Origin of the sequence: Pseudomonas sp. CFBP13508 (assembly GCF_005233515.1) — a bacterium.
In the GTDB taxonomy this organism is placed as follows: Bacteria; Pseudomonadota; Gammaproteobacteria; order Pseudomonadales; family Pseudomonadaceae; genus Aquipseudomonas; species Aquipseudomonas mercuritolerans.
In genome coordinates this window covers 1-23,471 of sequence record NZ_QFZZ01000012.1, presented here as the reverse complement: position 1 = coordinate 23,471, position 23,471 = coordinate 1, and the positions used below count along the sequence as shown (strand labels likewise).

Here is a 23,471-nt window from a genome sequence, read left to right as displayed (position 1 = left end):
AGGTGACCGACATGAACCCAAAAGAAAATTACCTGCACGAGTTCTTCAGGATTTTCTTCGCCAACAAGCAAACGGTGAAGCGCATTTTCCTGACCTTTGCAGTGATCGCCCTGCTCCTGCCGTTGCTGCTCAAACAGAGCTTCGATATCACCGCGCAGGTCATCGTGCAGTCGAAAAAACTCTCTCAGGGCGACGCGACCACCTCGCTGACCCAGGACAACGCCACCTTCATTCCGCCATCGCTGGCGGACATGGAAACCGAGAGCAACATCCTCCGTTCGCCGGCGCTGATCCGTCAGACCATCAGCGAACTGCGCGACAAGGGTCAGTACAACCCGCCGCCGGGGGTGCTCAGCAAACTGGCTGGCGAGCCGTTCAAGCGTTACGTCAGCACGCCACTGCGCGAATACGTGGTCAATCCGCTGCGTGATGCGCTGGGCATGCAAACCGATCCGGTGCGCGACACGGTACTGGACGGCTTGACCCAGGAGGCCATCGACAATCTGAAGATCGAAACCTTGCCGGGTTCCAACGTGATCTCGATCGTCTACAGCTTCCCCGATCCGGCCCAGGGCACAACGTTTGTTGCCGCGTTGCTGCAGAACTACCTGGTCGATCGTCAGGCGCTGCAGTCGATCGAGCTGCCGCACTCGTTCTACGAAACCAAGAAGCATCAGTATCAGGTGCGTCTCGATGGTCTTGAAGGCGCGCGGCTGAGCCTGCTGGAAAGCGTCGGTTCTTCCGACCCGAAAGAGGAAATCACCTTTCGCCTCAACGCGATCAACACCGAAGAGCAGGCACTCAACCTGTATCGCGATCGCTTGCTGCAGAGCCAACGCTGGCTCGATTACCTGAAAACCAGCCTGGCGGCGGCCAACTCCAACAAACTCAACGACTACACCTTCCCGTTCACCTTCACCACGACGGTGGACAACATTGCGTTCGAAGACCGCGAGATCAGGCAGATGGGCGAGGCGCTGACCACTCAGGTCAGCCGCTATATGAATGACCTGGCGGTATTTCAGCCCGGTAGCGAACCGATGTTGCTGGCCCGCGAGCAAATTGCCCGCACCCGCCAGCAGTTCCTCAAAGTGGTCAACAACCGCATCCAGGAACGCACGATCGACCTGTCGGTGGTGAGCCAGGTCATCGAACAGAAAACCGCGCGCATTGCCGAGTTCAAGAATCGCATCCATCAGTTGCAGCAGACCCAAAGCAAGCTGCGTCAGATGGACACCGAGATCGGCGCGTTGCACGCAGCGTTTTCCACCTATGCGCAACGCTTTGCCGAAAGCAGCACGACACGCGCTTTGGACAATGACTTGTCCAATGCCCGGGTGTTGAGTCCACCGTATGAACCGACCGAGGCGGCCTTTCCCAAGCCGATGCTGATCATTCCATTCGGGCTGTTCACCGGGCTTCTGCTGGCAATAGCGTTCGTCTACGTGCGTGAGTTCTTCGACCATCGCTTCAAGCATCCGGCGCAAATCAGCCATGAACTGGGCGTGCCAGTGTTGTTGGTGCTCAACGAAGAAACGTCGCAGCCGGGCAATCCGCACAAGAACTGGACCATGCCAAGCCTGGTTCACTGGGTGCGCAATTGAACGCGGTGTCCACCCCAATCGTCGCCCTGCCGATCATTCACTTGCTCAGCAGCGGCGGCTTCTACGGCGCCGAGCGGATGTTGCTGGATCATTGCCTGGCCACGCCGGGGCAGCACCAGGTGCTGTTCCTCGACGCGCCGCCAGAATTGATCACGCGCTTTCGCGAGGCCGGGGTGGACGCTCGCGCTTGTGCCGGGCTCGGCGAATTGCTGCGGCACTTGCGTCAGCGCCGTGGCGACAAGCCGTTGCTCAACACCCACAACTTCAAAGGGCTGCTGTTCGGCTGGGTCGGCGCCTCGCTGTTGCGCCTGCCGCTGGTGATCACCCAGCACGGCTTCACGCCGCGCAGTCGCAAGCAGAAGTTCTACACCTGGCTGAGCCTGCAACTGTGCCGCACGGCGTCGGTGAAACGGGTGGTCTGCGTGGCGCACAGCATCGCCACGCTGCACCTTGAGGCCAGCGTGCGTGCGGAGAAGTTGCAGGTGATTCCCAACGGTCTGCCAGCGGCGCCAGCGATGCCGCCGGTGGCAGAGCGGCAACGCTGGCTGGCCGGTTACGTCGGTCGCTTGAGCAGCGAAAAAGGCCCGGACCTGTTTCTCGATGCGCTGATCGGCCTGTGTCACCAGCATCCGCAACTGGACGCGGTGATGCTCGGCGACGGCCCGGAACGCGAAGCCTTGCTGGCGCGCATCGACGCTGCCGGTTTGCAGCAGCGGATTCGCCTGCCGGGCTACCAGACGGCGATGCAAGGCTGGTGGCAGCAACTCGATGCGCTGGTGATCAGCTCGCGCACCGAGGGCACGCCGATGATTCTGCTCGAAGCGATGCAGGCCGGGGTGCCGGTGGTGGCGTTCGCGGTCGGCGGTATTCCCGATGTGTTGCAGGACCGCCACAACGGCCTGCTCGCAGCGCCGACGGATACCGTCGCCCTTGCCCGCCAGCTCGACACACTGCTGGCCGAACCGAAGCTGGCCGCGCAGCTGCGCGACAACGCCAGACGCACCCAACAGGAACACTACGACCTCAAGGCTCTGGCCGAACGCTGGTCGCAGCTGTACATCCAAACGGCACGGGAGACACGCGCATGATTTTCCCGCTCTCGATCGTCAGTCTGTTCGCCCTGGTCAGCCTCGGTCTGCTGGCCAGTCCCTGGCCGTATCTGGCACCGGGGGCGGTGATTGGCCTGGTCGGTTTCACCGTCCTCTACCGCAAGCCGACCTGGGGCCTGCTCGGCATTGCCGCGCTGGTACCGTTCGAAGGGTTCTTCAAGGACAGCTCGGTGTCGGGCAGCAAGTTGCTCGGCGCCTCGCTGGCAGTGATCGTGATGCTGCAACTGGCGCTGCACCAGATTCCGTCGCAACGCCTGCGCAGCAATCTGTGGCGCTACCTGATCGGTTTCATGGCGCTGTACCTGCTGAGCCTGTTCGCCAGCGACAATCTGGGCATGTCGCAAACTCATCTGCGTGAACTGAGCGTGGGTCTGGTCCTGTTCGTGATCACCCTGTTGATTGGCCGTGAGTTGAATCTGGATCTGTTCGCCCGACTGGTCACGCTCAGTGTCAGCGCGACCTGCGCGATGGCGATGTTTTCCAGCCGATTCCAGGACAAGGGCCGCGCCGCCGGCCTGCTCGAAGACCCGAATGCCTTTGCCCTGCTGATCGCTTTCGCCGTGCCGCTGGGCCTGCTGCTGGTGATTCGCAGCCAGAACCTGCTGCACCGTTTGTTCTGGGCTGGTTGCTGCCTGTTGTTGCTCGGCGGCATGACCAAAACCGAGTCGCGCTCGGGGCTGGTGGTACTGGCGTTGAGTCTGGCAATCGGAGTCTGGCACTACCGCCAGCAGTTGACCCGCATTCGTTCGCGGCATTTCGGCTTCGCCATGCTCGGTGCTGCGATCATCCTTCCGCTGGCGATTTACGCGATGCCGGCCGGTTATCTGGCACGCATCCAGTCACTGAGCATCCTCAGCGCCGGGGCCAAGGCCCAGGACGAATCCCTCGGCCGTCGCGCCTCCTACATTGTCGTTGGCAGCCAGATCATTCGCGAGCATCCGCTGCTCGGCTCCGGCCCTGGCACCTTCCCGCTGCACTACGCGACCACCGGTTATGCCAAGGCGTTCTCGGCCAACCGCAAGATCGGCGACCTGTATCGCCGGGCGCATAACACTTATCTGGAGATCTTCAGCGAACTGGGGATTCCCGCCGGCCTGCTGTTTGTCGGCATGCTGGTACAGGGTTTCTACAACCTGATCCGCGCACGACGCACGTGGCTGCAACGGCGCGAGTGGCAGCACGCAGGCATGGTTACCCATCTGGGCATGAGCTTTCTGTCGTTGACGTTGTTCCTGATGTTCCTTAGTGCGCCGAACCTGAAATACCTGTGGATCATGCTGGCGCTGACCTGGGTGCTGCGCCTGAAAGCCGAGCAGCCAGCGCTGCCGGAGGCCAAAGCATGAGCCGGATCAGCATTGTCATTCCGATGTACAACGAAGCGCGGCACATCGGCCGTACCCTGCTGGCGGCCAGCAAGGCCGCGCACGCTGCCGACATCGACTGTGAACTGATCGTGGTCGACAACGGCTCCACCGACGAGGGGCCGCAGATCGCCCGCGCATTCGGCGCGCAGGTCCTGCTGCTGCCCGGCCTGCTGATCGGCGCATTGCGCAATCGTGGCGCAACGGTTGCCAGCGGTGAATGGCTGGCGTTCATCGATGCCGATATCGAGATGCCCGAAGACTGGCTGAAGCAGATGTTTGCTTTGGCTACGGACGACCAGGGCGACGTCTTCGGCCTCGACCTGCACACCCCTGCCGCCGCGCCATGGTTCGCCGCCGCCTGGCAACGCCGCTCGTTGCGGCCGTCGAGCCGCGCCACGCGCACTGTGCAATGGCTGCCCAGCGCCAACCTGCTGATGCGCAAGCAGTGGTTCGACAAGGTCGGCGGATTCAACGAAACCCTGCGCACCGGCGAGGACAAGGAATACACCCTGCGTCTGCACAGGCACGGTGCTCGCCTGCTGTCGGTCAATACCAGCGTCGCCCTGCACTGGGGCTACGAAATGACCTGGCGCGAATGGATCGGCAAGGAACTGTGGCGTCAGGGCAGTCACCTGCAATTGCTCCGTGCCCACGGCATGAGCCTGCGCCTGCTGCGGTTTCCGCTGCTGTCATTGCTGGTGTGGTTGCTCGATGCTCTGGCGATCGTCGCATTGCTGGGCGGCCACGCGCAGCAGGCGTTGCTGCTGCTGATGGCGGGCCTGCTGCCCAGTCTGCTGCTCAGCCTGCGGCAAAGCATTCGCCAGCATCACCTCAGCCTGACCTTGCAACTCTGGGGCCTGCACTGGGTGCGTCTGCACCTGGCGAGCGCGGCATTGATTCTCGGTCTGTGTCATTGGAATGCAAGGAGGCCTGCCCGTGGCTGAACTCATTTTTTGCCTGTGCTTGTTGTTGCCAGCGTACGCCTACATCGGCTATCCGCTGCTGCTGACCTTGCTCGCGCCGCTGTTTCCGGCCTGGCGACATGCTCCCGCACCGCCGCTGAACGTCAGCATCGTGATTGCCGCGCACAACGAGGCACGCCATATCGAGCACAAGCTGCGCACGCTGCTGGCTCAGGACTATCAGCCGGCCGCGTTGCAGATCATTCTGGCCAGCGATGGTTCGACCGATGACACCGTGGCTTGCGCGCACAAAGTGATTGATCCGCGCATCACCGTGCTCGACCTGCCGCGTCAGGGCAAAGCCGCCACGCTGAATGCCGGCGCGGCCCTGAGCAGCGGCGACATTCTGGTGTTCACAGATGCCGACAACCAATGGTCGCGCGACACGCTCGGCCACTTGCTCGCGCCGCTGAGCGATCCGCAGGTCGGCGCCTGCGCCGGGCATATGGTGATCCCGGTCACCGGTGGTGGCCTGAGCGTCGGCGACAGCCTGTATCGGCATTACGAAGGCTGGTTGCGCCGGGTCGAGAATCGCACCGGCTGCATGGTCTCCGCCGACGGCGCCCTGCTCGCCTTGCGCCGCGAGCTATTCCAGAACGTGCCGGCGGAGGTCAACGACGATTTCTTCATCAGTACCTGCGCTCCGGTGGCGCATAAACGCATCGTCTACGTGCCCGAAGCCCAAGTAATCGACCAGGGCGTCGACGAAGCGGACAAGCAATGGCGCCGTCGCCAGCGAGTCACCGTCGGTGGCCTGCAGAGCCTGGCGCAACGCCGTGAACTGCTCAATCCCTTCAAGCACGGCCTGTATTCGATCGCGTTGATCAGCCACAAACTGATACGTCGACTGGCGCCGGTGCTGTTGCTGCCGCTGCTGCTGAGCAATTTCTGGCTGTGGAACCAGCACGGTTTCTATCGCCTGAGCCTGATCGCGCAATTGCTCGGTTACTCGATTGCCATCGCCGGCCTGCTGGATTCGCAACACCGTTTACCGAAACCGTTCCGCCTCGCGGCATTCCTGCTGGTGACACTGGCAGGCATGAGCGTCGGCCTGTGGCAGTTCCTGCGCGGGCAACGTTACGCACAGTGGAATCCTGACCAGAATCGTTGAGAGGGCGCATGCCATGGCTATCAAACAATTGATAAAACGCACCAGCGGCTGGCTCTATCTCAACTCGTCCGTGGGGCGCAGCCAGTTGCACGGGGCCGGGGTCATCCTGATGCTCCACCGAGTGCTGGCCAACGACCGTGCGGCCAACCTGCCGCACCGCAATGAACTGTGTGTCGGCCCGCAGGCGTTCGAACACTTGCTGATATGGCTGCGCAAGCATTTCGATTGCGTGCCGCTGATGGAGTTGTTGCAGCCCAACGCCCTGCGCACCGAGCGCCCGCGCGTGGCGCTGACCTTCGATGACGGCTGGCGTGACAACGCGGTCAATGCCTATCCGCTGCTGCAAAAATATCAGGTGCCGGCGAGCATTTTTCTTTCCACCGATTTCATTGGCAGCCGGCAACGCTTCTGGTGGGAAAGCGTCGGTGAAACGCTATGGGGCAGCCATGGCGAAAAGGCCCGTATGCACCTGATCGAGCACCTGCGCATCACCGGCCATCCGCTGCCGGTGTTGCTCGACGATATCGATGTCGACCGGCGCAGCCTGGCACTGCTGCATTACCTGCAAGGGCTGAAGAGCCTCGATCCGCAGGAACTCGAACGTCTGACCAATGAGTGTCCGCCGGATTCTCTGCCGCAAGCGCTGGACTGGCATCAGGTGCGCGCCATGGAAGCGTCCGGTCTGGTGCGCTTCGGTCCCCACGGCGCCAGTCATGCGATCCTCACTGGCCTGGATGACATGCGTCTGCACGAAGAAATCAGCCGCAGCCGCGACGCCCTGCACAACGGCTGCAATCGGCCACTGCCGGTGTATTGCTACCCCAACGGCGACAACGATGAGCGCGTGCGCGAGCAGGTCGCCAATCACGATTATCCGTTTGCGCTTGGCACGTCCACCGGACTCTATCGCGGCGCCGGCGACCCGCTCAACCTGCCGCGCTTCGGCGTCAGCCAGCGCACCGCGCGCACTCCGGAGCTGCTGTCGTTACGGATCTTTCGCGGGGCACGGCCATGAGTCGCGGCAGCTACCTCCGGCATCTGGCCCTGAGCATGGGCACCAAACTGGCGATGATTGCCTTGCGCCTGCTGCGCAATGTGTTGCTGGCGCGGATTCTCGGGCCGAGCGAACGCGGCCTGTTCGCCCTGCTCAGCACCCTGCCGGATCTGATCAGTGCGGCCACCAGCGGCGGCTTGAATTCGGCGGTCGGTTATCAAGCGGCCAACCAGCGGCCGATGGGTCTGTTGCTCGCTCAAGTGCTGGTGTTCGGTTGTCTGTTGGCCGGGCTGCTGACGTTGCTGGTGGTGGCGCTGGCGCGAGAATTTGGCAGCGAACTCGATGTCACGATGCAGCTCGGTCTGCTGGCCTGGCTGTTGCTGCTGGCGGTACCGCTGACCGTGCTCAAAAGCGGCCTGCTGACCTTGCACAACGCGTCGGGTGGCGTGGTCGCCTTCAATGTCCTGCGCCTGATCGAATCGCTGGCACCACTGCTGTTGTTTGTTGCGCTGTTCTGGATGTGGAAAGAGGCAGCACTCGAAGCGGCGCTGATCAGTTGGCTGGCCGGTATCAGCCTGGTGGTGCTGGTGGGCTGGATGTGGCTCAAACGCGCACAGCCGCTGCAACTGCAATGGGATCGTGCGAGCCAGAACGAGTTGCTGAAATTCAGTGCGCGCAGCCATCCGGACCTGCTGTTCCAACAGGTGATCCTGCGCTCCGATTACCTGTTCATCGGCGCCCTGCTCGGCAGCAGCGCGCTCGGCCACTACGCCATGGCCAGCGCCGCCGCCGAACTGTTGCTGATCGTTCCCGAAGCGGTCACCACACCGCTGATGAAGCGCCTGCTGCAACAGGACAAGGGCATTGACAAGGTCACGCCGCTGGCGCTGCGCCTGACCGCGACGGTAATGCTCTGCGCCTGCGTCACGATGGCGCTGATCGGCGAATGGCTGATCATCATCCTGTTCGGCGTCGCCTACCAACCCGCGTATCCGGCGCTGCTGGCTTTGCTGCCGGGGCTGTTGGGCCTGTGCTACGCAAGCATTCTGCGCCTGGACCTGATCGGCAAGAATCGCCCTGCCACCGTCTCGCTGATGATGGGGGTGGGCGCGTTGCTGAATCTGGGCCTGAATCTGCTGCTGATCCCGAGCTACGGCATCGTCGGCGCAGCGGCGGCGTCCTCGATTGCCTATCTGGCAGTGACCCTGGCGATGCTGGTGCTTTATTGCAGGCTGAGCGGCGTGCCGTTCTGGCACACGCTGTTCATTCTGCCCGGTGACATCAGCCCGATGTGGCTGATGCTGCACCGCAGGAAAGCCGCATGAAGCGCCTGGCCCTGCTGCTCGGACTCGGCATGACGCTGAACGCCTTCGCTGCGCCGATGCAGTGGGGCGACATTCGCGACGGCAGCCTGTATTTGCAAGCCGACCGCCCGGACACAGTCACCGTGCGCTGGGTCCCGGCGTGGCAGGCCGAGGCCAATGAAGAGCATATCTACCTGCTTGACGGCCATGGCCGCTTGCAGGGTGACCGCTTCATCAAGGCCAGTGAGGTTCGCGGTTCGCAAAGCTGGCCGCTGGTGCCGGGAGCTGCCGCTTATCGTCTGGAGATTCCCGGCTACAGCTTCCGCAGTTACCGCGTCGAGCATGACGCCACGACCGTGGCGCTGTTCAGTCCGGCCAAGGTGCATTTCAGCGTCGAAACCCGCAATGGTACTGAGCTGCTTTTCCAGGTCGCACCGGGAGAGCATGCAGTGCTGAACGGCAAATACCATGGCGGCGTCAACGCGCTGCAAGCACAGCGTGTAGACGATGGACAACAGCTGTCGCTGGCCCTCAAGCCCCACCGCGCCTATTGGCAATTCGATCAAGTGGCCTTGCCGGTCAGTGACCGGCCTCAGGCCTGGCGCTTGCGCCTGCAGGGCAGCGGCAAAGCGGCGTTCTGGCTCGATGGCACGGCCAACCTGTTTGCGCAGAATCCGCAGCAGCTGCAGCCAGTGCATGAAGAATCGGGTGAGGTACGCCTGACCCTGCATGGCAAGGTGCTCGGGCGCACTCCGGATCTGGGCATTGCGCTGCCCAATCTGATGCCGCCCACGAGCAGTCATGCCGCACTGGATGCGTTGAAGCCGGGTGCGGCGAGTTATTACAGCTACGTTGACGTCAGCGCGAAAAATGCCCGCTTCGAAGACCCGGTTCGTCAGCTCTATCAGACGCGCTTCGGCATCCGCCAGGACATCACCCTGCTCGCCGGCACCGGGCGTCAGGCCAATCTGCGCGCCGATGTACAAAGCAGCAACGGCCTCGATGCCTGGCTCGCCAGCACGCGCACACTGGGTGGGCAAGGCACGCATTACATCGGCTTCGCCGACGAGCCGAACCTCAACTATTCAAGCTACGAAGATTATCGGGCGATTTTTGTCAGCATGGCCCGGCAGGTGCGCAGCGATCCGGCCAACGCCAGGGCCGGCGTGCGCATCGCCATGCCGGCCAGTTCGCGCTTGGTCAACGGCCCGTTCGCCAATAACGCCGCAGACAAACGCGGGATCGATTGGGCACGGCGTCTGCTCAGTGAAGCGCCCGATCAGATCGACGCGTTGGCCTGGCACGAATGGATGGTCCGCGACCTGCTCGCCACTCGCGTCTACCGCGACAGCGTACGCCGCGCCGCCGATCTTGTGGGACTCGATAGCCACGGTCAGCCGCGCAAGGCCTTGCTGCTCGACCAGACCAATCTGTCCAGTGGCTCGAGCCTGAGCCCGTACGACCAGGAAACTCATTACGCCGCGCTGTGGTGGGCATCGGTGGTCATCAATGCTTCTCAGGACGGTTTGCTGAGCATGCTCAACTGGTTTCAGGCGGCCGACGAACCGCCCTACGCCAAAGGCATGGTGCGCGTGCTGGGTGGCGATCGCTTCGAGCTGAAACCGGTGGGCCTGGCCCAGCAATTCATCGCTCGGCATTGGCTGCCGCACGTGCTGCAACTGGATAACGACGCTTTCGAAGTGGATGTGCTGGCGATGGCCGGCGACGAGCAGCGCACGTTACTCGGGGTGAACAAAGGCACCCGCCTGCAACGCGTTGATCTGAGCGGTGCCAAGTGCCCGCTCGACCACGGTGCCCTGCATTTCTTCGGCGCTGACAATCGCGCCCGCGACGCACCGTTCGCCTGCGAAAACGGGCGCGTGCGTTTCGAATTACCCGGGCAAACCCTGTTTGCCCTCAGCTGGAACGCTTCATGAACCGCCCTTCTGCCCTGCGAGCGTCATGCTGCGCGCGGCACCTTCATCAGGAGAAGAGACCATGGATATCTTGAAAAAACTCAGCGGACATATCCGTCGTAAAGGCCTGCGAGCGACCTTGGCGAAGATCCGCAGAATGTACATTTTTTCCCATCGGCAACTGCTGTGGATGGAACGGGATCTGGTCAGCCCCGTGCCGCCGCACAACCTCAAACCGTACCCGCCACTGCGCGTGATGAAGATCACCGCAGACAACGCCAGCGCCTTCACCCGCTACTTCGGCGACCGTGTCGGCGTCATGGCCGAACTCGCCAGTGAAGGTCACACCGGGCATATGCATGTCGACGAGCATGGCGATGCCGTGGCGTTTATCTGGGGTACGCCGCGCGACTATTTTGATCGACATTACTACGGTTGCCGGTTCCCGGTGAAACCTGGCGAGTTCTTCGAATTCGGTGGCGAAATGACCCGTGCCTACTGGGGCAGCGAATTGTCAGTCGATGTGCAAGTGCGCCTGTGGAAAGCCATGGCCGTGAAAGGCTGCAGCAAAGTGGTCGATGTTTGTGACTCCAGCAACATTCCGGCGCTCAAGCTGCATCTGCGCATGGGCTATACCGAACAACAGCGGATCACCCATATCTACACGCTGTTTGGTCGCTGGCGCTTTTATCGCGAAACCCGCTACAGCGGTTCGCGCCTGACGGCGTTGCGCAAAACTTCCCGTCCACCTGTCCCAGCAACGGCGGTCTGACCCAATGGCGATGCGATTCGAATGGCGCACATCGCTGTGCGCTGCCGACTTCCCGGCGACGGCCTACGAGGCATTGCGCCTGCGCGTGACCGACCACACGCCGTTCAACAATCTCGGCTGGTTGTGCGCGGCAGAACAGGCGTTGGAAGAGAATCAGTGCCTGCACGTTCTGCTCGGCTGGGAAGCAGAGGCTTTGCGCCTGTGCCTGCCACTGGTGGCCAGCCGCGAACGCTTCGCGGGCGTGCCATTTCGCGTCTTGCGCCACTTGGGTTATCCGCTGGCCGATCGGTTGGCCCTGCTGTCGTTGCTCGGCGCAGAGGATATGCGCGATGCGCTGATGCTGATCCGTCAGCGCCTGCCCCATGCGCTGCTGCAACTCAACGAACTGTCGGAACCTGCTGGGGAAGAAAGTGCCCTCACCGATTGGATGGCGCGTAGCTCCACGGCTGAACGGCGCCTGAGTTGCCGGGTGCCGGTGCATCTGATCAGCGACGCCGACCAGCAGGAAGTTTCCGGCGACCCGCGCTACAAACTGCGCCGGGCGCGCAAACGGATTACCGCGTGCGGCGCCCAAGTGCGGCGCATCATCCCCGATGCGCTGTCGATGCCTACGGTTTTACAGGCGTTGGAAGAAGTCGAGTCGGTCAGTTGGAAAGGTGACGAGGGCGTCGGCATTTTCGCAACTGACCACAGTCGTCAATGGATACAGAACGCCTTCACCGCCCTCGCCGCTCAAGGGCTGGTGCGAGTGGTGACGCTGGAGCTGGACGGCCGCTGCATCAGTTATCGGCTGGGCCTGCTCGAGCAGGGCCGACTCTACGACTACAACCTGGCGTTCCTGCCGCAACATGCCGATCTGGGCAGCGGTCGGGTGCTGCTGGAGGAATGGATTCGCTGGGGCCTGGACGAGCAATGGCACTGGATCGATGCCTCGCGGGTCAGCCTGGAAAACTCCAGTCATCAACTGCACGAGCGCATGACCGGGCAACTGGAACACTGGCGCTGGAGCTTCTACTCATGGCGCCCCAGTGGCTTGCTGCTGGGCCTGGGGCTGCGTCTTTGGTACTGCGTCAAACCGGCCCTGCAAAAATGGCGCGCACAGCGTGCCGGCAAACCGAAAGCGGCAAATACATCCGCAACACAACCTGCAACTTCATCCACCACACCTGGGCTAGCGCCTCGGAGAGCATCATGAACGTCATCGACAAACTGCTTCTGCGCATCAAACAAAAAGGCCTGCGCCGCACCCTTGGCGCGTTCGGCAAACGTTATGTCTTCGCTCACCGTGAATTGCTGTGGATGGAGCGCGATCTGGTCACGCCGATCGCGCCAAACAAACTGCGCCCCTGTGAAGGTTTACATAGAGTCGACATCACCGAGGACAACGCCAAGGCTTTCGGCAAGTACTTTGGTGACCGTGTGCAGACCATGGCCGAATTGGCCGCTGAAGGGCACACGGGGCACATGTACCTGGACCAGGAAGGTCACACCGTCGGGTTCGTCTGGGCCAGTACCCGCGACTATAACGATCGGCACTTCTACCGCTACACGTTCACGATCCAGCCCGGTGAGTACTTCCAGTTCGGTGCCGAAATTGCCCGGCCCTATTTCGGCAGCACCTTGACCGTCGACGCACAGACCGCACTTTGGCAAGTCATGGACGCCGGTGGGTACAAAAAAGTGGTGGATATCTGCGACAACGCCAATATCCAGGCCCTGAAGATGCATGTGCGTCTGGGCTACAAGGAACAAGGGCGTATCACCCATGTTTACGACCTGTTCGGCCACTGGCGCTTCTTCCGCGAAACGCGCTACAGCGAGTCAAGGCTGGAGGCGCTGCGCAAGCCGGAAAGACCAGTAGTAAGTACGCCCGCGCAGGCTTGATTCAGGCTGAATATTTGCGGCGGTTTTGATACCGCCATCGCGAGCAGGCTCGCTCCCACACTGGAATGCGTTTCCCTGTGGGAGCGAGCCTGCTCGCGAAGAGGTCAGTAGCTGCACCGCAGCTCTCACAATCGATTGGCTGGTTGCCTACAAACTGTGACGACACTTCCAACATTCGGAAAAGACTTGGCCGACTGTTTATCCGTATCCACTTGGATACAGTCGAGCACGACATCGGAGGCGACAAATCCTCACAAAGCGCAGACATCCGACGCGCACAAAAAATGGCAAAGGAGGTTTAACCATGAGCCAGACTTTGACGAATTTCGACATGGTCGCGCTGCTCGACAGTGATGAAGCCATCAGTGAGTACCTGTCACAGGTGCTTGCAGACGGAGACAGCGAAGAATTCCTTCGCGCAATCGGTTACGTGTTAAGGGCGCGAGGAATGACGCAGATCGCCAAGAATTCAGGCATGGGTCGTGAAAGTTTGTACAAAGCTTTTGCTCCCGGAGCGAAGCCGCGATTTGACACAGTGTTGAAGGTAATTCATGCACTAGGCATTGATCTCTATGCGCAGCCGGGGCACGTAGTCAATCACGCCGTTCCGTGAATTTTGTAGCGGTCGCAATGCCGCCCATCGCGAGCAGGCTCGCTCCCACAATGGAATGCGTTTCCCTGTGGGAGCGAGCCTGCTCGCGAAGAGGCCAGCCGTCGCAATAAAGGATCTCAGGCCTTGCTCGCCACCAGGCTAAAGCACATCGGCAACTGCGCCTGCTGGTTCAGGTAGCAGTCATACACCTCTTCCCGGTTCGAATGCGCATATTCCTGAAAATCCACAATGCGCAGCCCCGCTCCAATGGCGCCGCTGAAGATCGCGCCCAGCGTATGCACGAACCAGTACGACTTTGCCGCCGGCTGCTCGACTTTACCTACGTAAACGATCGGCTCTTGCTGCACAAACGGCTCGGCACGGAAATACGAGCTGGCGAGGCGGTAGGGATTTTCAGCCTGCGGATCAACCATTTCCAGAAACGGATGGGTTTCGTAGATCACCAGCTTGCCACCCGGCTTCAGCACCTGCGCGACATGATGGAAGAATTCGCCGATGTCAGGCATCCAGTTAAGTACACCAATGGTAATCAGGGCTACGTCGAAGCGGTTATGCAGCGATGCGGGCAGATGGTGGATGTCGCTCTCGACGAATTCGGCAGTATGCGGCGAGCGGCTGTTGAGCTCGCGGGCCTGCTCAAGAAACGCTGCGGATTGATCGACGCCGACGACACTGCGCGCACCCAGCGCAAACAGCGAGAGGCTCTCCCGACCGTTATTGCAGCCCAGTTGAATCACGTCTTTGCCGTCGACTTCCAGCAAGCCCCGCAAGGTGTCATCAAGGCAGCAAAACTCCGCCTGCGCGACATCGCTGAGCAATGCCTGCCAGTCCGGCGAATCCTGATGATGGCGAGCGGAATCGTTCCACGCTTGGCGATTGCTTTCGATAACGGTTTTGGGGTTGGGCACTTCCATGGCACTACTCCGGGTGAGGCTCGTGATTGAGCGGCGTGAGTCTAGAACAGACCCGGGGTGGCGGTTGTTCCAATGTTGTAATCACACTGCGCAGTCCTCTTCAGCGAGTCCTACAGAAAAAGGAAGGAACTCGGGATACCCCAACCGTTTTCCTACATCTTCCGTCGGTTGGCCGTCGGAAGCGCTCAGTCTAGGATTTGTCGAACTACAAGTACTCATGGAGCTCGACCCAGATGCAGTTCATCCAGACAACGACGACAGCAATCCCTGTACCGAATAGACTGCCAGGCATTGATCCCGGAGGCACAATGGACGGCAAAATCTTTCCCGACGATTCAGGGTTTGAAAACGACGAGCAGGCTGCCAGTCATGATCGCTGGTTGCGAGCCAAGGTGCAGGCGTCCAGAGATGATCCCCATCCGAGTCTCCCCCATGAGGACGTGATGGCGGACATGCATGCCTTGATCGAATCCATGCGAAAAAAGGCTGATGCAGATTGAGTGGCGGCCCGAAGCCAAGGCCGATCTTTCGAACATCCTCAGATACATTGGCGAGAGAAACTTTGCAGCCGCAGTGAGTCTCTCGAAATCCATCGAAGAATCCACAACCTCACTCTCCGTTCATCCCCATCTCTACCGTAAAGGTCGATCTCCCGGCACCCGGGAAATCGTTGTACATCCTAACTACGTAGTGATTTATGAGGTGACGGATCGAATCGAGATACTTAGCGTTTTGCATACCCGACAGGAATATCCATAAAGACATCGCAGGAAAAAACGGTGTGATGTTCGCCCGATCGATAACACGCCGTTTGCCCAGTAGGCACCACTATCAAAGATTCACATGACTCTGGTTAAGCCGCTCACGCAAAAACTCCACCAGCGCCTGCACCGGCCGCGAAGCCTGGCGATGCTGCGGATACACCGCCGACAAGGTCAGTGGCTCCGGGCGTAAATCATCCAGCACCGGCACCAGCCGCCCATCCTTCAACGCCGCACCGACGATGAAGGTCGGCAGATAGGTGATCCCCATCCCCTGCACCGCCGCGTCTCGCAGCAGTTCGCCGTTGTTGACGCGCATGCGCCCGGTGACGTTGATCAGCAGCGGTTTGCCCGGTGCTTCGTTGAAGCGCCATTGCACCGAGCGCCCGTGGCCGTAAGGCAGGCAGTCATGGCTGTGCAGGTCTTCGGGTTTGAGTGGTGTGCCGCGTTCGGCGAGGTAGGCCGGGCTGGCGCAGTAGACCCGTTCGATGCTGGCGATGCGCCGGGCGATCAGTGTCGAGTCTTCCAGCACGCCGATGCGCAGGGCCAGGTCGTAGCCCTCGCCGAGCAGGTCGACCGGGCGATCGCTCAAGTCGACCTCCACGGTGACCTCGCGGTAACGCTGCAAGAATAACGGCAACAGACAACCCAGATGCGCCACCGCGAACGACAGCGGCGCGCTGAGGCGAATCGTGCCGCGCGGCTCGGCGGTTTCGCCGGCGATGCCCTGCTCGACCTGCTCTACCTCGCCGAGCAAACGCAACGCCGATTCGTAATAGCTCTGCCCCAGCGGCGTGACGTCGAGGCGGCGGGTCGAGCGATTCAACAAGCGCACACCGAGGCGCTCTTCCAGTTGCATCAAACGGCGGCTGACGAACTGCTTGGACAGGCCCAACTGATCGGCCGCGGCGGTAAAGCTGCCGGAGTCCATGACCTGGCAAAAAATACGCATGTCTTCGAACGGGTTCATTGTCACTCTCTGGTGGACAGTTAAACGCTTTATAGCCGCTTTTTCGCTTTTCAGCAGCCCATTAATCTGTGCTCACGGTTTGAAAACAACCCTGAACAGGTAGGAGCTGTCGCAGGCTGCGATCTTTTGATCTTGATCTGCAGTGACGCTGGAAATGGCAAAACAGGATCAAAAGATCGCAGCCTTCGGCAGCTCCTACACGAACGTATAAATACTCAAAAATGGAATTGAACATGAGCATCAAGAAAACCCTCGCCGCGTCCCTCCTCGCCCTGTCCGTCAGCAGCGCTTTTGCCGCTGGCAGCCCTGGCGTCGAACACAACACCCAAGCGTTCCTCGATGCCCTCGCCGCTGGCGGTGGTCGTCCGCTGGAGCAACTGAGCCCGAAGGACGCCCGTGCGGTGCTGACCGGTGCCCAAGCTTCTGTGAAGGTTGATCTGTCCGGTGTGGAAGTCAGCGACAAGGCGATCAAGGTCGATGGCCGGACCCTCAACCTGAAAGTGGTGCGCCCGGCCAAGGTCAAGGGCGAGTTGCCGGTGTTCATGTTCTTCCACGGTGGCGGCTGGGTGCTGGGTGACTTCCCGACGCACCAGCGCCTGATCCGTGATCTGGTAGTCGGCTCGGGCGCCGTTGCAGTGTATGTCGATTACACGCCGTCGCCGGAAGCGCAGTACCCGACGGCGATCAATCAGGCTTACGCTGCGACGAAATGGGTGGCCGAGCACGGCAAGGACATCGGTGTCGATGGCAAGCGTCTGGCGGTGGCCGGCAACAGCGTCGGCGGCAACATGGCGGCGGTCGTGGCGTTGATGGCCAAGCAGCAGAAAACCCCTGCCCTGCGCTTCCAGCTGTTGATGTGGCCGGTAACCAATGCGCAGTTCGAGGACGGTTCGTACCAGCAATTCGCCGAGGGCCATTTCCTCACCAAGGGCATGATGCAGTGGTTCTGGGACAACTACACCACCAACCCGGCCGAGCGTGCGCAGATCCATGCCTCGCCGCTCAACGCCAGCAGCGAACAGCTCAAGGGCCTGCCCGCTGCGCTGGTGCAGACCGCCGAGTTCGACGTGCTGCGTGATGAAGGTGAAGGTTATGCGCGGCACTTGGATGCGGCTGGCGTGCCGGTGACCTCGGTGCGCTACAACGGGATGATTCATGACTTCGGCCTGCTCAATCCGCTGAGCCAGATTCCCGAGGTGAAAGCTGCGGTGCGTCAAGCGGCTGCAGAACTGAAAACTCATTTGCAGCCTTAACCGCAAAAGATCGCAGCCTTCGGCGGCTCCTACAGGAAAACGCATTCCAAAGTAGGAGCTGCCGCAGGCTGCGATCTTTTTTCTCACCAGCGTCGCGGAGTACCGGTCATGACTCTTTTCTACGCCCACCTGCTGTCCTGGAGCACTGTGCTGTTGCTGCTCGACGCCGCACTCTGGCACTTCTCGCCCTTCAGCCACCGTGCACCGCGAGTCGGCGTACGTCTGGCACTGTTTCTGGCATTCAGCGCGCTGGTGATCAACGCCGGTGTCAGCCCGTTGCAGGCGCCGCTGTTCGCCGATGATCGCGTGGCGCAGCTGGGGGCGACGGCGCTGGGGATTCTCTGGTGGTTGTACGCAGCACGGGTGCTGACCGAAGTGATCGGCCTGGCGCTGATGCGCCGCATCGGCCACAGCGGTCGCTTGCTGCAGGACGTCATCGGCGCGCTGGTGTTTCTGGTCGCCATTGTCGCGGCGGCCGGCTACGTGCTGGAGCTGCCGGTCAAAGGTCTGCTGGCCACTTCCGGGGTGGTCGCCATCGTGGTCGGTCTGGCGCTGCAAAGCACCCTCGCCGACGTGTTTTCCGGCATCGTCCTCAACACTACCAAGCCGTATCAGGTGGACGATCTGGTGATGATCGACGGCGTCGAAGGCAAGGTGTTCGATATCGACTGGCGCGCCACGCACCTGCTGACCAGCGCCGGCACCATGGCTGTGGTGCCGAACTCGGTGGCGGCCAAGGCGAAGATCGTCAACCTCAGCCGGCCGAGCAACATGCACGGCGTATCGATCAGCATCCAGGTGCCCAATCACATTCGTCCGCGGCGGGTACTCGATGCCCTTGATCGCACCTTGCAGGGCAGCAGCTCGCTGTTGCTCAGCCCGGCGCCGAAAGCCGTGCTCAAAGAGGCTGGCGAAACCATGTCCGAGTATGTCGCCAGCGGTTTCATCGCTGAGCTGGGCAAGAAGAGCGAAGTGCGCAATCAACTTTTCGACCTCGCCCACCGCCATCTCGAAGCGGCGGGTATTTCCCGGCATCCCGACGGCGTGATCGAACCGTCGAGCCGTGCCCGTGCGTTGCTGGATGAAGTGAAGATTTTCCGCTCGCTGAGCAGTGAAGAACGCGATCGCCTCGCTGAGTCGATGGTCGCGCAGCAGTACACGGCCGGTCAGGTGGTGCTGGATCTGGAGGAAGTGCCGGACAGCCTGTTCGTGATTGCCACGGGCGTGGTCAGCGCGACGGTGCCGGACGGCAATGGCCAGACCGAGGCCGGGCGCATGGGGCCGAGCGAAGTCATGGGTGAGCAGAGCATTCTTGCCGATACACCGTCGCAAGCGACGTTTACGGCGCTGACGTCGAGCATCATCTATCGTCTCGACAAACAGTTGACCCGTGAGTGCATGGACAAGCGCAGCGAAGTCGGCCAGGCCTTGAACAAGTTGCAGGCGGTGCGTCAACAGAACAGTCGCCTCGCGTTGATGGCCAAACCGGTGGCGGTGAAAAAAGGTGGATTTCTGGGGTGGTTGCAGAAGCGTTGAAGCGCCAAATTCAAGATCAAAAGCCTTCCCCTCACCCCAACCCTCTCCCCCTAGGGGGCGAGGGGGAAAGGGAGCCGATCTCCGGGCCTTTCAAGACCGAAGCTCGGCTCGGTATTGCAGGTCGGCGTATCCCGAACAAGCCCCTCGGTTCAGTCCCCTCTCCCTCCGGGAGAGGGCTAGGGTGAGGGGCTTTTGACTTTCGACCAGATTACTTGGCAGTGAACTTGGTGTAGCTGTTGATCAGGTTGCGATAGTTAGGCAGACGCTCGGACAGCAGATGCGCCAGGCCTTCCATGTCGTTGCGCCAGTCGCCCTGCAGCTCGCAGGCCACTGCGAACCAGTTCATCAGGTGTGCACCGGCGGCGGACATCCGCGCCCAGGCCGCTTGTTGCACGGTGGTGTTGAAGGTGCCCGACGAGTCGGTGACGACGAACACTTCAAAGCCTTCAGCAATCGCCGACAGGGTCGGGAATGCCACGCAAACGTCGGTCACTACACCGGCGATGATCAGTTGCTTGCGGCCGGTGGCCTTGATCGCTTTAACGAAGTCTTCGTTGTCCCAGGCGTTGATCTGGCCAGGACGCTGAATGAACGGCGCGTCAGGGAATTGCTCGAGCAGTTCCGGCACGATCGGGCCGTTGGGGCCTGCGTCGAAGCTGGTGGTCAGAATGGTCGGCAGCTTGAAGAACTTGGCGATGTCGCCCAGCGCCAGCACGTTGTTCTTGAACTCGTTCGGCGAGAAATCCTGCACCAGCGAGATCAGACCGGTCTGGTGGTCGACCAGCAGGACGACGGCATCATCTTTGTTCAGACGCTTGTAAGGAACGCTCATGGCAAAACTCCTGGATGGATGGTTGTTGCGGGAAGCGCCGGCCCTGATGACCGGCGCTTTTTTCAAACTCAGAACGCGAAGCAGGAACAGCCGAACGCGCCCCAGAAACCGGCGAAATCGCTGACCGGCGCATTCGACATCCGCGCTTTTTCATGGCTGTGGGTGTGCACGGCGCATGGCCCGCTGCACTGGTGAACCTGCGCTTGCAACGGCGAGTTCGGGCGCCAGTGGCCCGGGACTTTGACTACCGGCGACCAGTCCGGCAGCACCGGAATCGAGCGCGGGCCGAGGTCTTCGAAGTCGCCGGCGGCGTAGACAATCTTGCCGCCGACCACGGTCATGACCGACTCGATCCACTTGATCGCTTCTTCTTCAACGCTGAAGAAATCCGCGCTCAGTGCAGCGAGGTCTGCCAGTTGGCCGACGCGGATCTGGCCCTTCTTGCCCTGCTCCGAAGAGAACCAGGCGCTGCCGTGGGTGAACAGTTCCAGCGCAGTGCTGCGTGGCAAACCTTCTTCGTACAACGCCAGACCGCCAACGGTGCGGCCGCTGACCATCCAGTACAACGAAGTCCACGGGTTGTAGCTGGACACGCGAGTGGCATCGGTGCCGGCGCCGACCGGCACGCCTTCAGCGAGCATGCGCTTGATCGGTGGCGTGGCTTCGGCAGCTTGTTTGCCGTAGCGATCGACGAAGTATTCACCCTGGAACGCCATGCGATCCTGAATCGCGATGCCGCCGCCCAGCGCTTTCACACGCTCGATGTTTTGCGGGGTGATGGTTTCAGCGTGGTCGAAGAACCACGGCAGACCGTTGAACGGAATGTCGCGGTTGACCTTCTCGAACACGTCGAGCATGCGGCTGATCGATTCGTTGTACGTGGCGTGCAGACGGAACGGCCAGCGCTGCTCAACGAGGTGGCGCACCACCGGTTCCAGCTCCTGTTCCATGGTCTGCGGCAGGTCCGGACGCGGTTCGAGGAAGTCTTCGAAGTCGGCGGCGGAGAACACCAGCATTTCGCCGGCGCCGTTGTGGCGCAGGTAATCGTCGCCCTGATGCAGCTTGACGCTGCCGGTCCAGTTCTGGAAATCGGTCAGTTCTTCTTTCGGCTTCTGGGTGAACAGGTTGTAGGCGATGCGTACGGTCAACTGGTCGTCTTTGGCCAGTTGCTCGATCACCTGGTAATCGTCCGGATAGTTCTGGAAACCACCGCCGGCGTCGATTGCACTGGTCAGGCCCAGGCGATTGAGTTCGCGCATGAACTGGCGGGTCGAGTTGACCTGATATTCCAGCGGCAGCTTCGGCCCTTTGGCCAGGGTCGAGTAGAGAATCATCGCGTTCGGCCGCGCGACCAGCATGCCGGTCGGGTTGCCGTTGCTGTCGCGCACGATCTCGCCGCCCGGCGGGTTCGGCGTGTCGCGGGTGTAACCGGCCACGCGCAGGGCGGCGCGGTTGAGCAGCGCACGGTCGTAGAGGTGCAGGATGAACACCGGAGTATCCGGCGCGGCCTGGTTGATTTCTTCCAGGGTCGGCATGCGTTTTTCGGCGAACTGGAATTCGTTCCAGCCACCCACCACGCGCACCCACTGCGGGGTTGGAGTGCGATCGGCCTGATCCTTGAGCATGCGCAGCGCGTCGGCGAGCGATGGCACGCCCTCCCAGCGCAGTTCGAGGTTGTAGTTCAAACCGCCACGAATCAGGTGCAAGTGCGAGTCGTTGAGGCCAGGGATGACGCAGCGGCCCTTCATGTCGACCACTTGTGTGGCGCTGCCCTTGAGGGCCATGGCCTCGGCATCGTTACCGACGGCAACGAAGCGGCCGTCCTTGATCGCCACCGCACTGGCCAGTGGTTTTTCCCGGTCGACGGTATGAAATTGGCCATTGAATAAAATCAGATCGGCGCTCATCGCAGTTCCTCAAGCAAAAGTGAAAAGAAGCAAACCCCGCTCAACGCGGCGAGGTCTCTTGGGAATCGAGGTGTTCATGGGCCTGACTGGCTTCCAGCCACGGGGTGAACAAACGGGTGACCGGTGGCATCACCACGTAGACCACAGAAAGGACGATGGTCAGGGTGATCAGGAACGTGGCGACCACGTAGTTGGACAGAAGCGGATGCAGCGCCAGCAACGGGCCCCAGATCAGCGGCACCAGCAGGGTGTGCGGCAGAATCACCAACAGCGTGACGACCGCCTGCTTCCAGCGCGGCGGTGGCGAGCCGGCTTCGGCCAGCGGTGTGAACCAGAATTCATTGACCGGCGCGACTTCGGTCTGATCACCGTCAGCCAGCATCGGTGCGGCTTCAGCCACCAGCGCCTGACGCTCGGAGGATTCCAGCCAGCCCTGCATCGCTTCGGTGGAGCTGAAGCGCAATACGCACGTGTAAAAATCCAGACGCCCGCGCTTGCCGCGCACCACGTCCACCCCCAGATGCCCTTCGCGCTGCCCGGCAACGCGCACGATGTTGCGCAGCCATGCTTCATACGCCGATTCGAAACCGGCCTTGACCGAGTGTTTGATGATCAACGTGACGGTCTCATCGGCCCCCGGTGCTTGTGAATTGAGGACTTCAGGCATAACGCAGCACTCCGGGCAAACGAACAGGAATCGCCAGCCGTCCGGGCCCGGCGATCAATACGGTGGTGAAAAGAATCAACAGCAACCAGCCGAACTGCCCTTCGGCCACACTCCATTGCGGGTGCACGACCAGCAGCGCCACGAGCAGTACAAAGAGAATAGGCAGGCAGGCCAAACGCGCCAGCACACCGGCGACGATCAGCAACGGGCAGAGGACTTCGGCGAAGATCGCCAGGATCAGCGTCAGGTGGGCGCCGAGGTGGAACGGGTCTTCGATCAGTTGCAGCTGCGCGGTGAAGTCCAGCAGCTTGGGCAAGCCGTGCACCCACAACAGAAACAACCCGCCGCTGACCCGCAGGAACAGCAACCCGATGTCGCGCGCCTGTTCATCCCTCGTAGCAATCATGACCCGACCCTTTGAATGTCATTGACGGGAATCATGCCAAGGCCGGGGCGGAAGAAATTGGATGGGTGTGCTTAGTTGCTTTTCAGGTCACTGACGTTCTGCTGCCAGCCACAAACAATGTGAGAGTGAGCCTGCTCGCGAAGGCGTCAGGCCAGTCACATCCACACTCACATCCACACTCACTGACACACCGTATTCGCGAGCAGGCTCGCTCCCACAGGGATTGACGGCGTGCGCTCAATATGCAGACCGCCACAAACACAGTGTGGGAGTGAGCCAGCTCGCGAAGGCGTCGGGTCAGTCACATCCACGTTGACTGACACACCGCATTCGCGAGCAGGCTCGCTCCCACAGGGATTGGCGGCGTGCGCTCAATATGCAGACCGCCACAAAAACAGTGTGGGAGCGAGCTTGCTCGCGAAGGCGTCGGGTCAGTCAGATCCACACTAACTGACACACCGCATTCGCGAGCAGGCTCGCTCCCACAGGGTTTGGCGGCGTGCGCCCAATATGCAGACCGCCACAAAAACAGTGTGGGAGCGAGCTTGCTCGCGAAGGCGTCGGGTCAGTCAGATCCACACTAACTGACACA

At 61.3% G+C, this 23,471-nt stretch carries 22 protein-coding genes; 16 read left to right on the top strand and 6 right to left on the bottom strand.

Annotated features, from left to right (window positions below):
• Positions 1-11 precede the first annotated feature (11 nt).
• From PspCFBP13508_RS25290 to PspCFBP13508_RS25230, 12 genes are all read left to right on the top strand, one after another.
• Entirely contained in the window at positions 12-1,604 is a 1,593-nt protein-coding gene (locus PspCFBP13508_RS25290; protein WP_137216086.1) for a Wzz/FepE/Etk N-terminal domain-containing protein, read from the top strand.
• Positions 1,601-2,692, top strand: coding sequence for a glycosyltransferase family 4 protein (locus PspCFBP13508_RS25285; protein ID WP_130909493.1), 1,092 nt, complete (start codon positions 1,601-1,603; stop codon positions 2,690-2,692). The genes PspCFBP13508_RS25290 and PspCFBP13508_RS25285 overlap by 4 nt, the downstream gene beginning before the upstream one ends.
• Positions 2,689-4,056: an O-antigen ligase family protein gene (locus tag PspCFBP13508_RS25280; protein WP_137216085.1), complete on the top strand. Its 1,368-nt coding sequence runs from the start codon at positions 2,689-2,691 to the stop codon at positions 4,054-4,056. Before PspCFBP13508_RS25285 ends, PspCFBP13508_RS25280 begins: the two co-directional genes overlap by 4 nt.
• Complete coding sequence (locus tag PspCFBP13508_RS25275; RefSeq protein WP_137216083.1) at positions 4,053-5,021, top strand: glycosyltransferase; 969 nt, start codon at positions 4,053-4,055, stop codon at positions 5,019-5,021. Before PspCFBP13508_RS25280 ends, PspCFBP13508_RS25275 begins: the two co-directional genes overlap by 4 nt.
• Positions 5,014-6,150 carry a glycosyltransferase gene (locus PspCFBP13508_RS25270; protein WP_130909496.1) on the top strand — a complete coding sequence of 379 codons (1,137 nt, stop codon included), beginning with the start codon at positions 5,014-5,016 and terminating at the stop codon, positions 6,148-6,150. The genes PspCFBP13508_RS25275 and PspCFBP13508_RS25270 overlap by 8 nt, the downstream gene beginning before the upstream one ends.
• 13 nt (positions 6,151-6,163) lie before the next feature.
• Complete coding sequence (locus PspCFBP13508_RS25265; RefSeq protein WP_137216081.1) at positions 6,164-7,165, top strand: polysaccharide deacetylase family protein; 1,002 nt, start codon at positions 6,164-6,166, stop codon at positions 7,163-7,165.
• Positions 7,162-8,469, top strand: a complete 1,308-nt coding sequence (locus tag PspCFBP13508_RS25260; protein WP_137216079.1) for an oligosaccharide flippase family protein — start codon at positions 7,162-7,164, stop codon at positions 8,467-8,469. The genes PspCFBP13508_RS25265 and PspCFBP13508_RS25260 overlap by 4 nt, the downstream gene beginning before the upstream one ends.
• Entirely contained in the window at positions 8,466-10,385 is a 1,920-nt protein-coding gene (locus tag PspCFBP13508_RS25255) for a hypothetical protein (protein WP_137216077.1), read from the top strand. The genes PspCFBP13508_RS25260 and PspCFBP13508_RS25255 overlap by 4 nt, the downstream gene beginning before the upstream one ends.
• A gap of 61 nt (positions 10,386-10,446) precedes the next feature.
• Complete coding sequence (locus PspCFBP13508_RS25250; protein WP_137216076.1) at positions 10,447-11,136, top strand: N-acetyltransferase; 690 nt, start codon at positions 10,447-10,449, stop codon at positions 11,134-11,136.
• 4 nt (positions 11,137-11,140) lie between these two features.
• A complete protein-coding gene (locus PspCFBP13508_RS25245) occupies positions 11,141-12,331 on the top strand; it encodes a GNAT family N-acetyltransferase (RefSeq protein WP_137216074.1) in 1,191 nt (396 codons plus the stop codon).
• Positions 12,328-13,020, top strand: a complete 693-nt coding sequence (locus PspCFBP13508_RS25240) for an N-acetyltransferase (RefSeq protein ID WP_137216073.1) — start codon at positions 12,328-12,330, stop codon at positions 13,018-13,020. The genes PspCFBP13508_RS25245 and PspCFBP13508_RS25240 overlap by 4 nt, the downstream gene beginning before the upstream one ends.
• A gap of 304 nt (positions 13,021-13,324) precedes the next feature.
• Positions 13,325-13,633 carry an addiction module antidote protein gene (locus PspCFBP13508_RS25230; protein ID WP_137216070.1) on the top strand — a complete coding sequence of 103 codons (309 nt, stop codon included), beginning with the start codon at positions 13,325-13,327 and terminating at the stop codon, positions 13,631-13,633.
• 116 nt (positions 13,634-13,749) lie between these two features.
• On the opposite strand, the gene PspCFBP13508_RS25225 is transcribed toward PspCFBP13508_RS25230, so the two are convergent.
• Positions 13,750-14,547, bottom strand: a complete 798-nt coding sequence (locus PspCFBP13508_RS25225; protein ID WP_137216068.1) for a class I SAM-dependent methyltransferase — start codon at positions 14,545-14,547, stop codon at positions 13,750-13,752.
• A gap of 308 nt (positions 14,548-14,855) precedes the next feature.
• On the opposite strand from PspCFBP13508_RS25225, the gene PspCFBP13508_RS25220 reads away from it, so the two are divergent.
• Both PspCFBP13508_RS25220 and PspCFBP13508_RS25215 read left to right on the top strand, forming a co-directional pair.
• Positions 14,856-15,047: a hypothetical protein gene (locus tag PspCFBP13508_RS25220; RefSeq protein WP_038862015.1), complete on the top strand. Its 192-nt coding sequence runs from the start codon at positions 14,856-14,858 to the stop codon at positions 15,045-15,047.
• Entirely contained in the window at positions 15,037-15,306 is a 270-nt protein-coding gene (locus tag PspCFBP13508_RS25215; RefSeq protein WP_082228561.1) for a type II toxin-antitoxin system mRNA interferase toxin, RelE/StbE family, read from the top strand. Before PspCFBP13508_RS25220 ends, PspCFBP13508_RS25215 begins: the two co-directional genes overlap by 11 nt.
• A gap of 72 nt (positions 15,307-15,378) precedes the next feature.
• Here PspCFBP13508_RS25215 and PspCFBP13508_RS25210 read toward each other — a convergent pair whose 3' ends face one another.
• Positions 15,379-16,278: a LysR family transcriptional regulator gene (locus tag PspCFBP13508_RS25210; RefSeq protein WP_024012435.1), complete on the bottom strand. Its 900-nt coding sequence runs from the start codon at positions 16,276-16,278 to the stop codon at positions 15,379-15,381.
• A gap of 233 nt (positions 16,279-16,511) precedes the next feature.
• Here PspCFBP13508_RS25210 and PspCFBP13508_RS25205 point away from each other — a divergent pair, with 233 nt between their 5' ends.
• Positions 16,512-17,531, top strand: coding sequence for an alpha/beta hydrolase (locus PspCFBP13508_RS25205; protein ID WP_137216066.1), 1,020 nt, complete (start codon positions 16,512-16,514; stop codon positions 17,529-17,531).
• Between the two features lie 108 nt (positions 17,532-17,639).
• Positions 17,640-19,067, top strand: a complete 1,428-nt coding sequence (locus tag PspCFBP13508_RS25200) for a mechanosensitive ion channel family protein (RefSeq protein ID WP_137216064.1) — start codon at positions 17,640-17,642, stop codon at positions 19,065-19,067.
• Positions 19,068-19,275: 208 nt separating this feature from the next.
• Here PspCFBP13508_RS25200 and ycaC read toward each other — a convergent pair whose 3' ends face one another.
• The 4 genes from ycaC to PspCFBP13508_RS25180 all read right to left on the bottom strand — a co-directional run bounded on the left by ycaC (position 19,276) and on the right by PspCFBP13508_RS25180 (position 22,879).
• Positions 19,276-19,899: an isochorismate family cysteine hydrolase YcaC gene (ycaC, locus tag PspCFBP13508_RS25195; protein ID WP_016774080.1), complete on the bottom strand. Its 624-nt coding sequence runs from the start codon at positions 19,897-19,899 to the stop codon at positions 19,276-19,278.
• A gap of 68 nt (positions 19,900-19,967) precedes the next feature.
• The gene (locus PspCFBP13508_RS25190; RefSeq protein ID WP_042609477.1) at positions 19,968-21,806 is read right to left on the bottom strand and encodes an amidohydrolase; all 1,839 of its coding nucleotides are present in this window, start codon (positions 21,804-21,806) and stop codon (positions 19,968-19,970) included.
• A 40-nt stretch (positions 21,807-21,846) separates the two neighbouring features.
• On the bottom strand, positions 21,847-22,473 hold the full coding sequence (locus PspCFBP13508_RS25185) for an antibiotic biosynthesis monooxygenase (RefSeq protein WP_041478579.1): 627 nt from the start codon (positions 22,471-22,473) through the stop codon (positions 21,847-21,849).
• The gene (locus PspCFBP13508_RS25180; RefSeq protein ID WP_024012430.1) at positions 22,466-22,879 is read right to left on the bottom strand and encodes a DoxX family protein; all 414 of its coding nucleotides are present in this window, start codon (positions 22,877-22,879) and stop codon (positions 22,466-22,468) included. The genes PspCFBP13508_RS25185 and PspCFBP13508_RS25180 overlap by 8 nt, the downstream gene beginning before the upstream one ends.
• Positions 22,880-23,471: the final 592 nt, after the last annotated feature.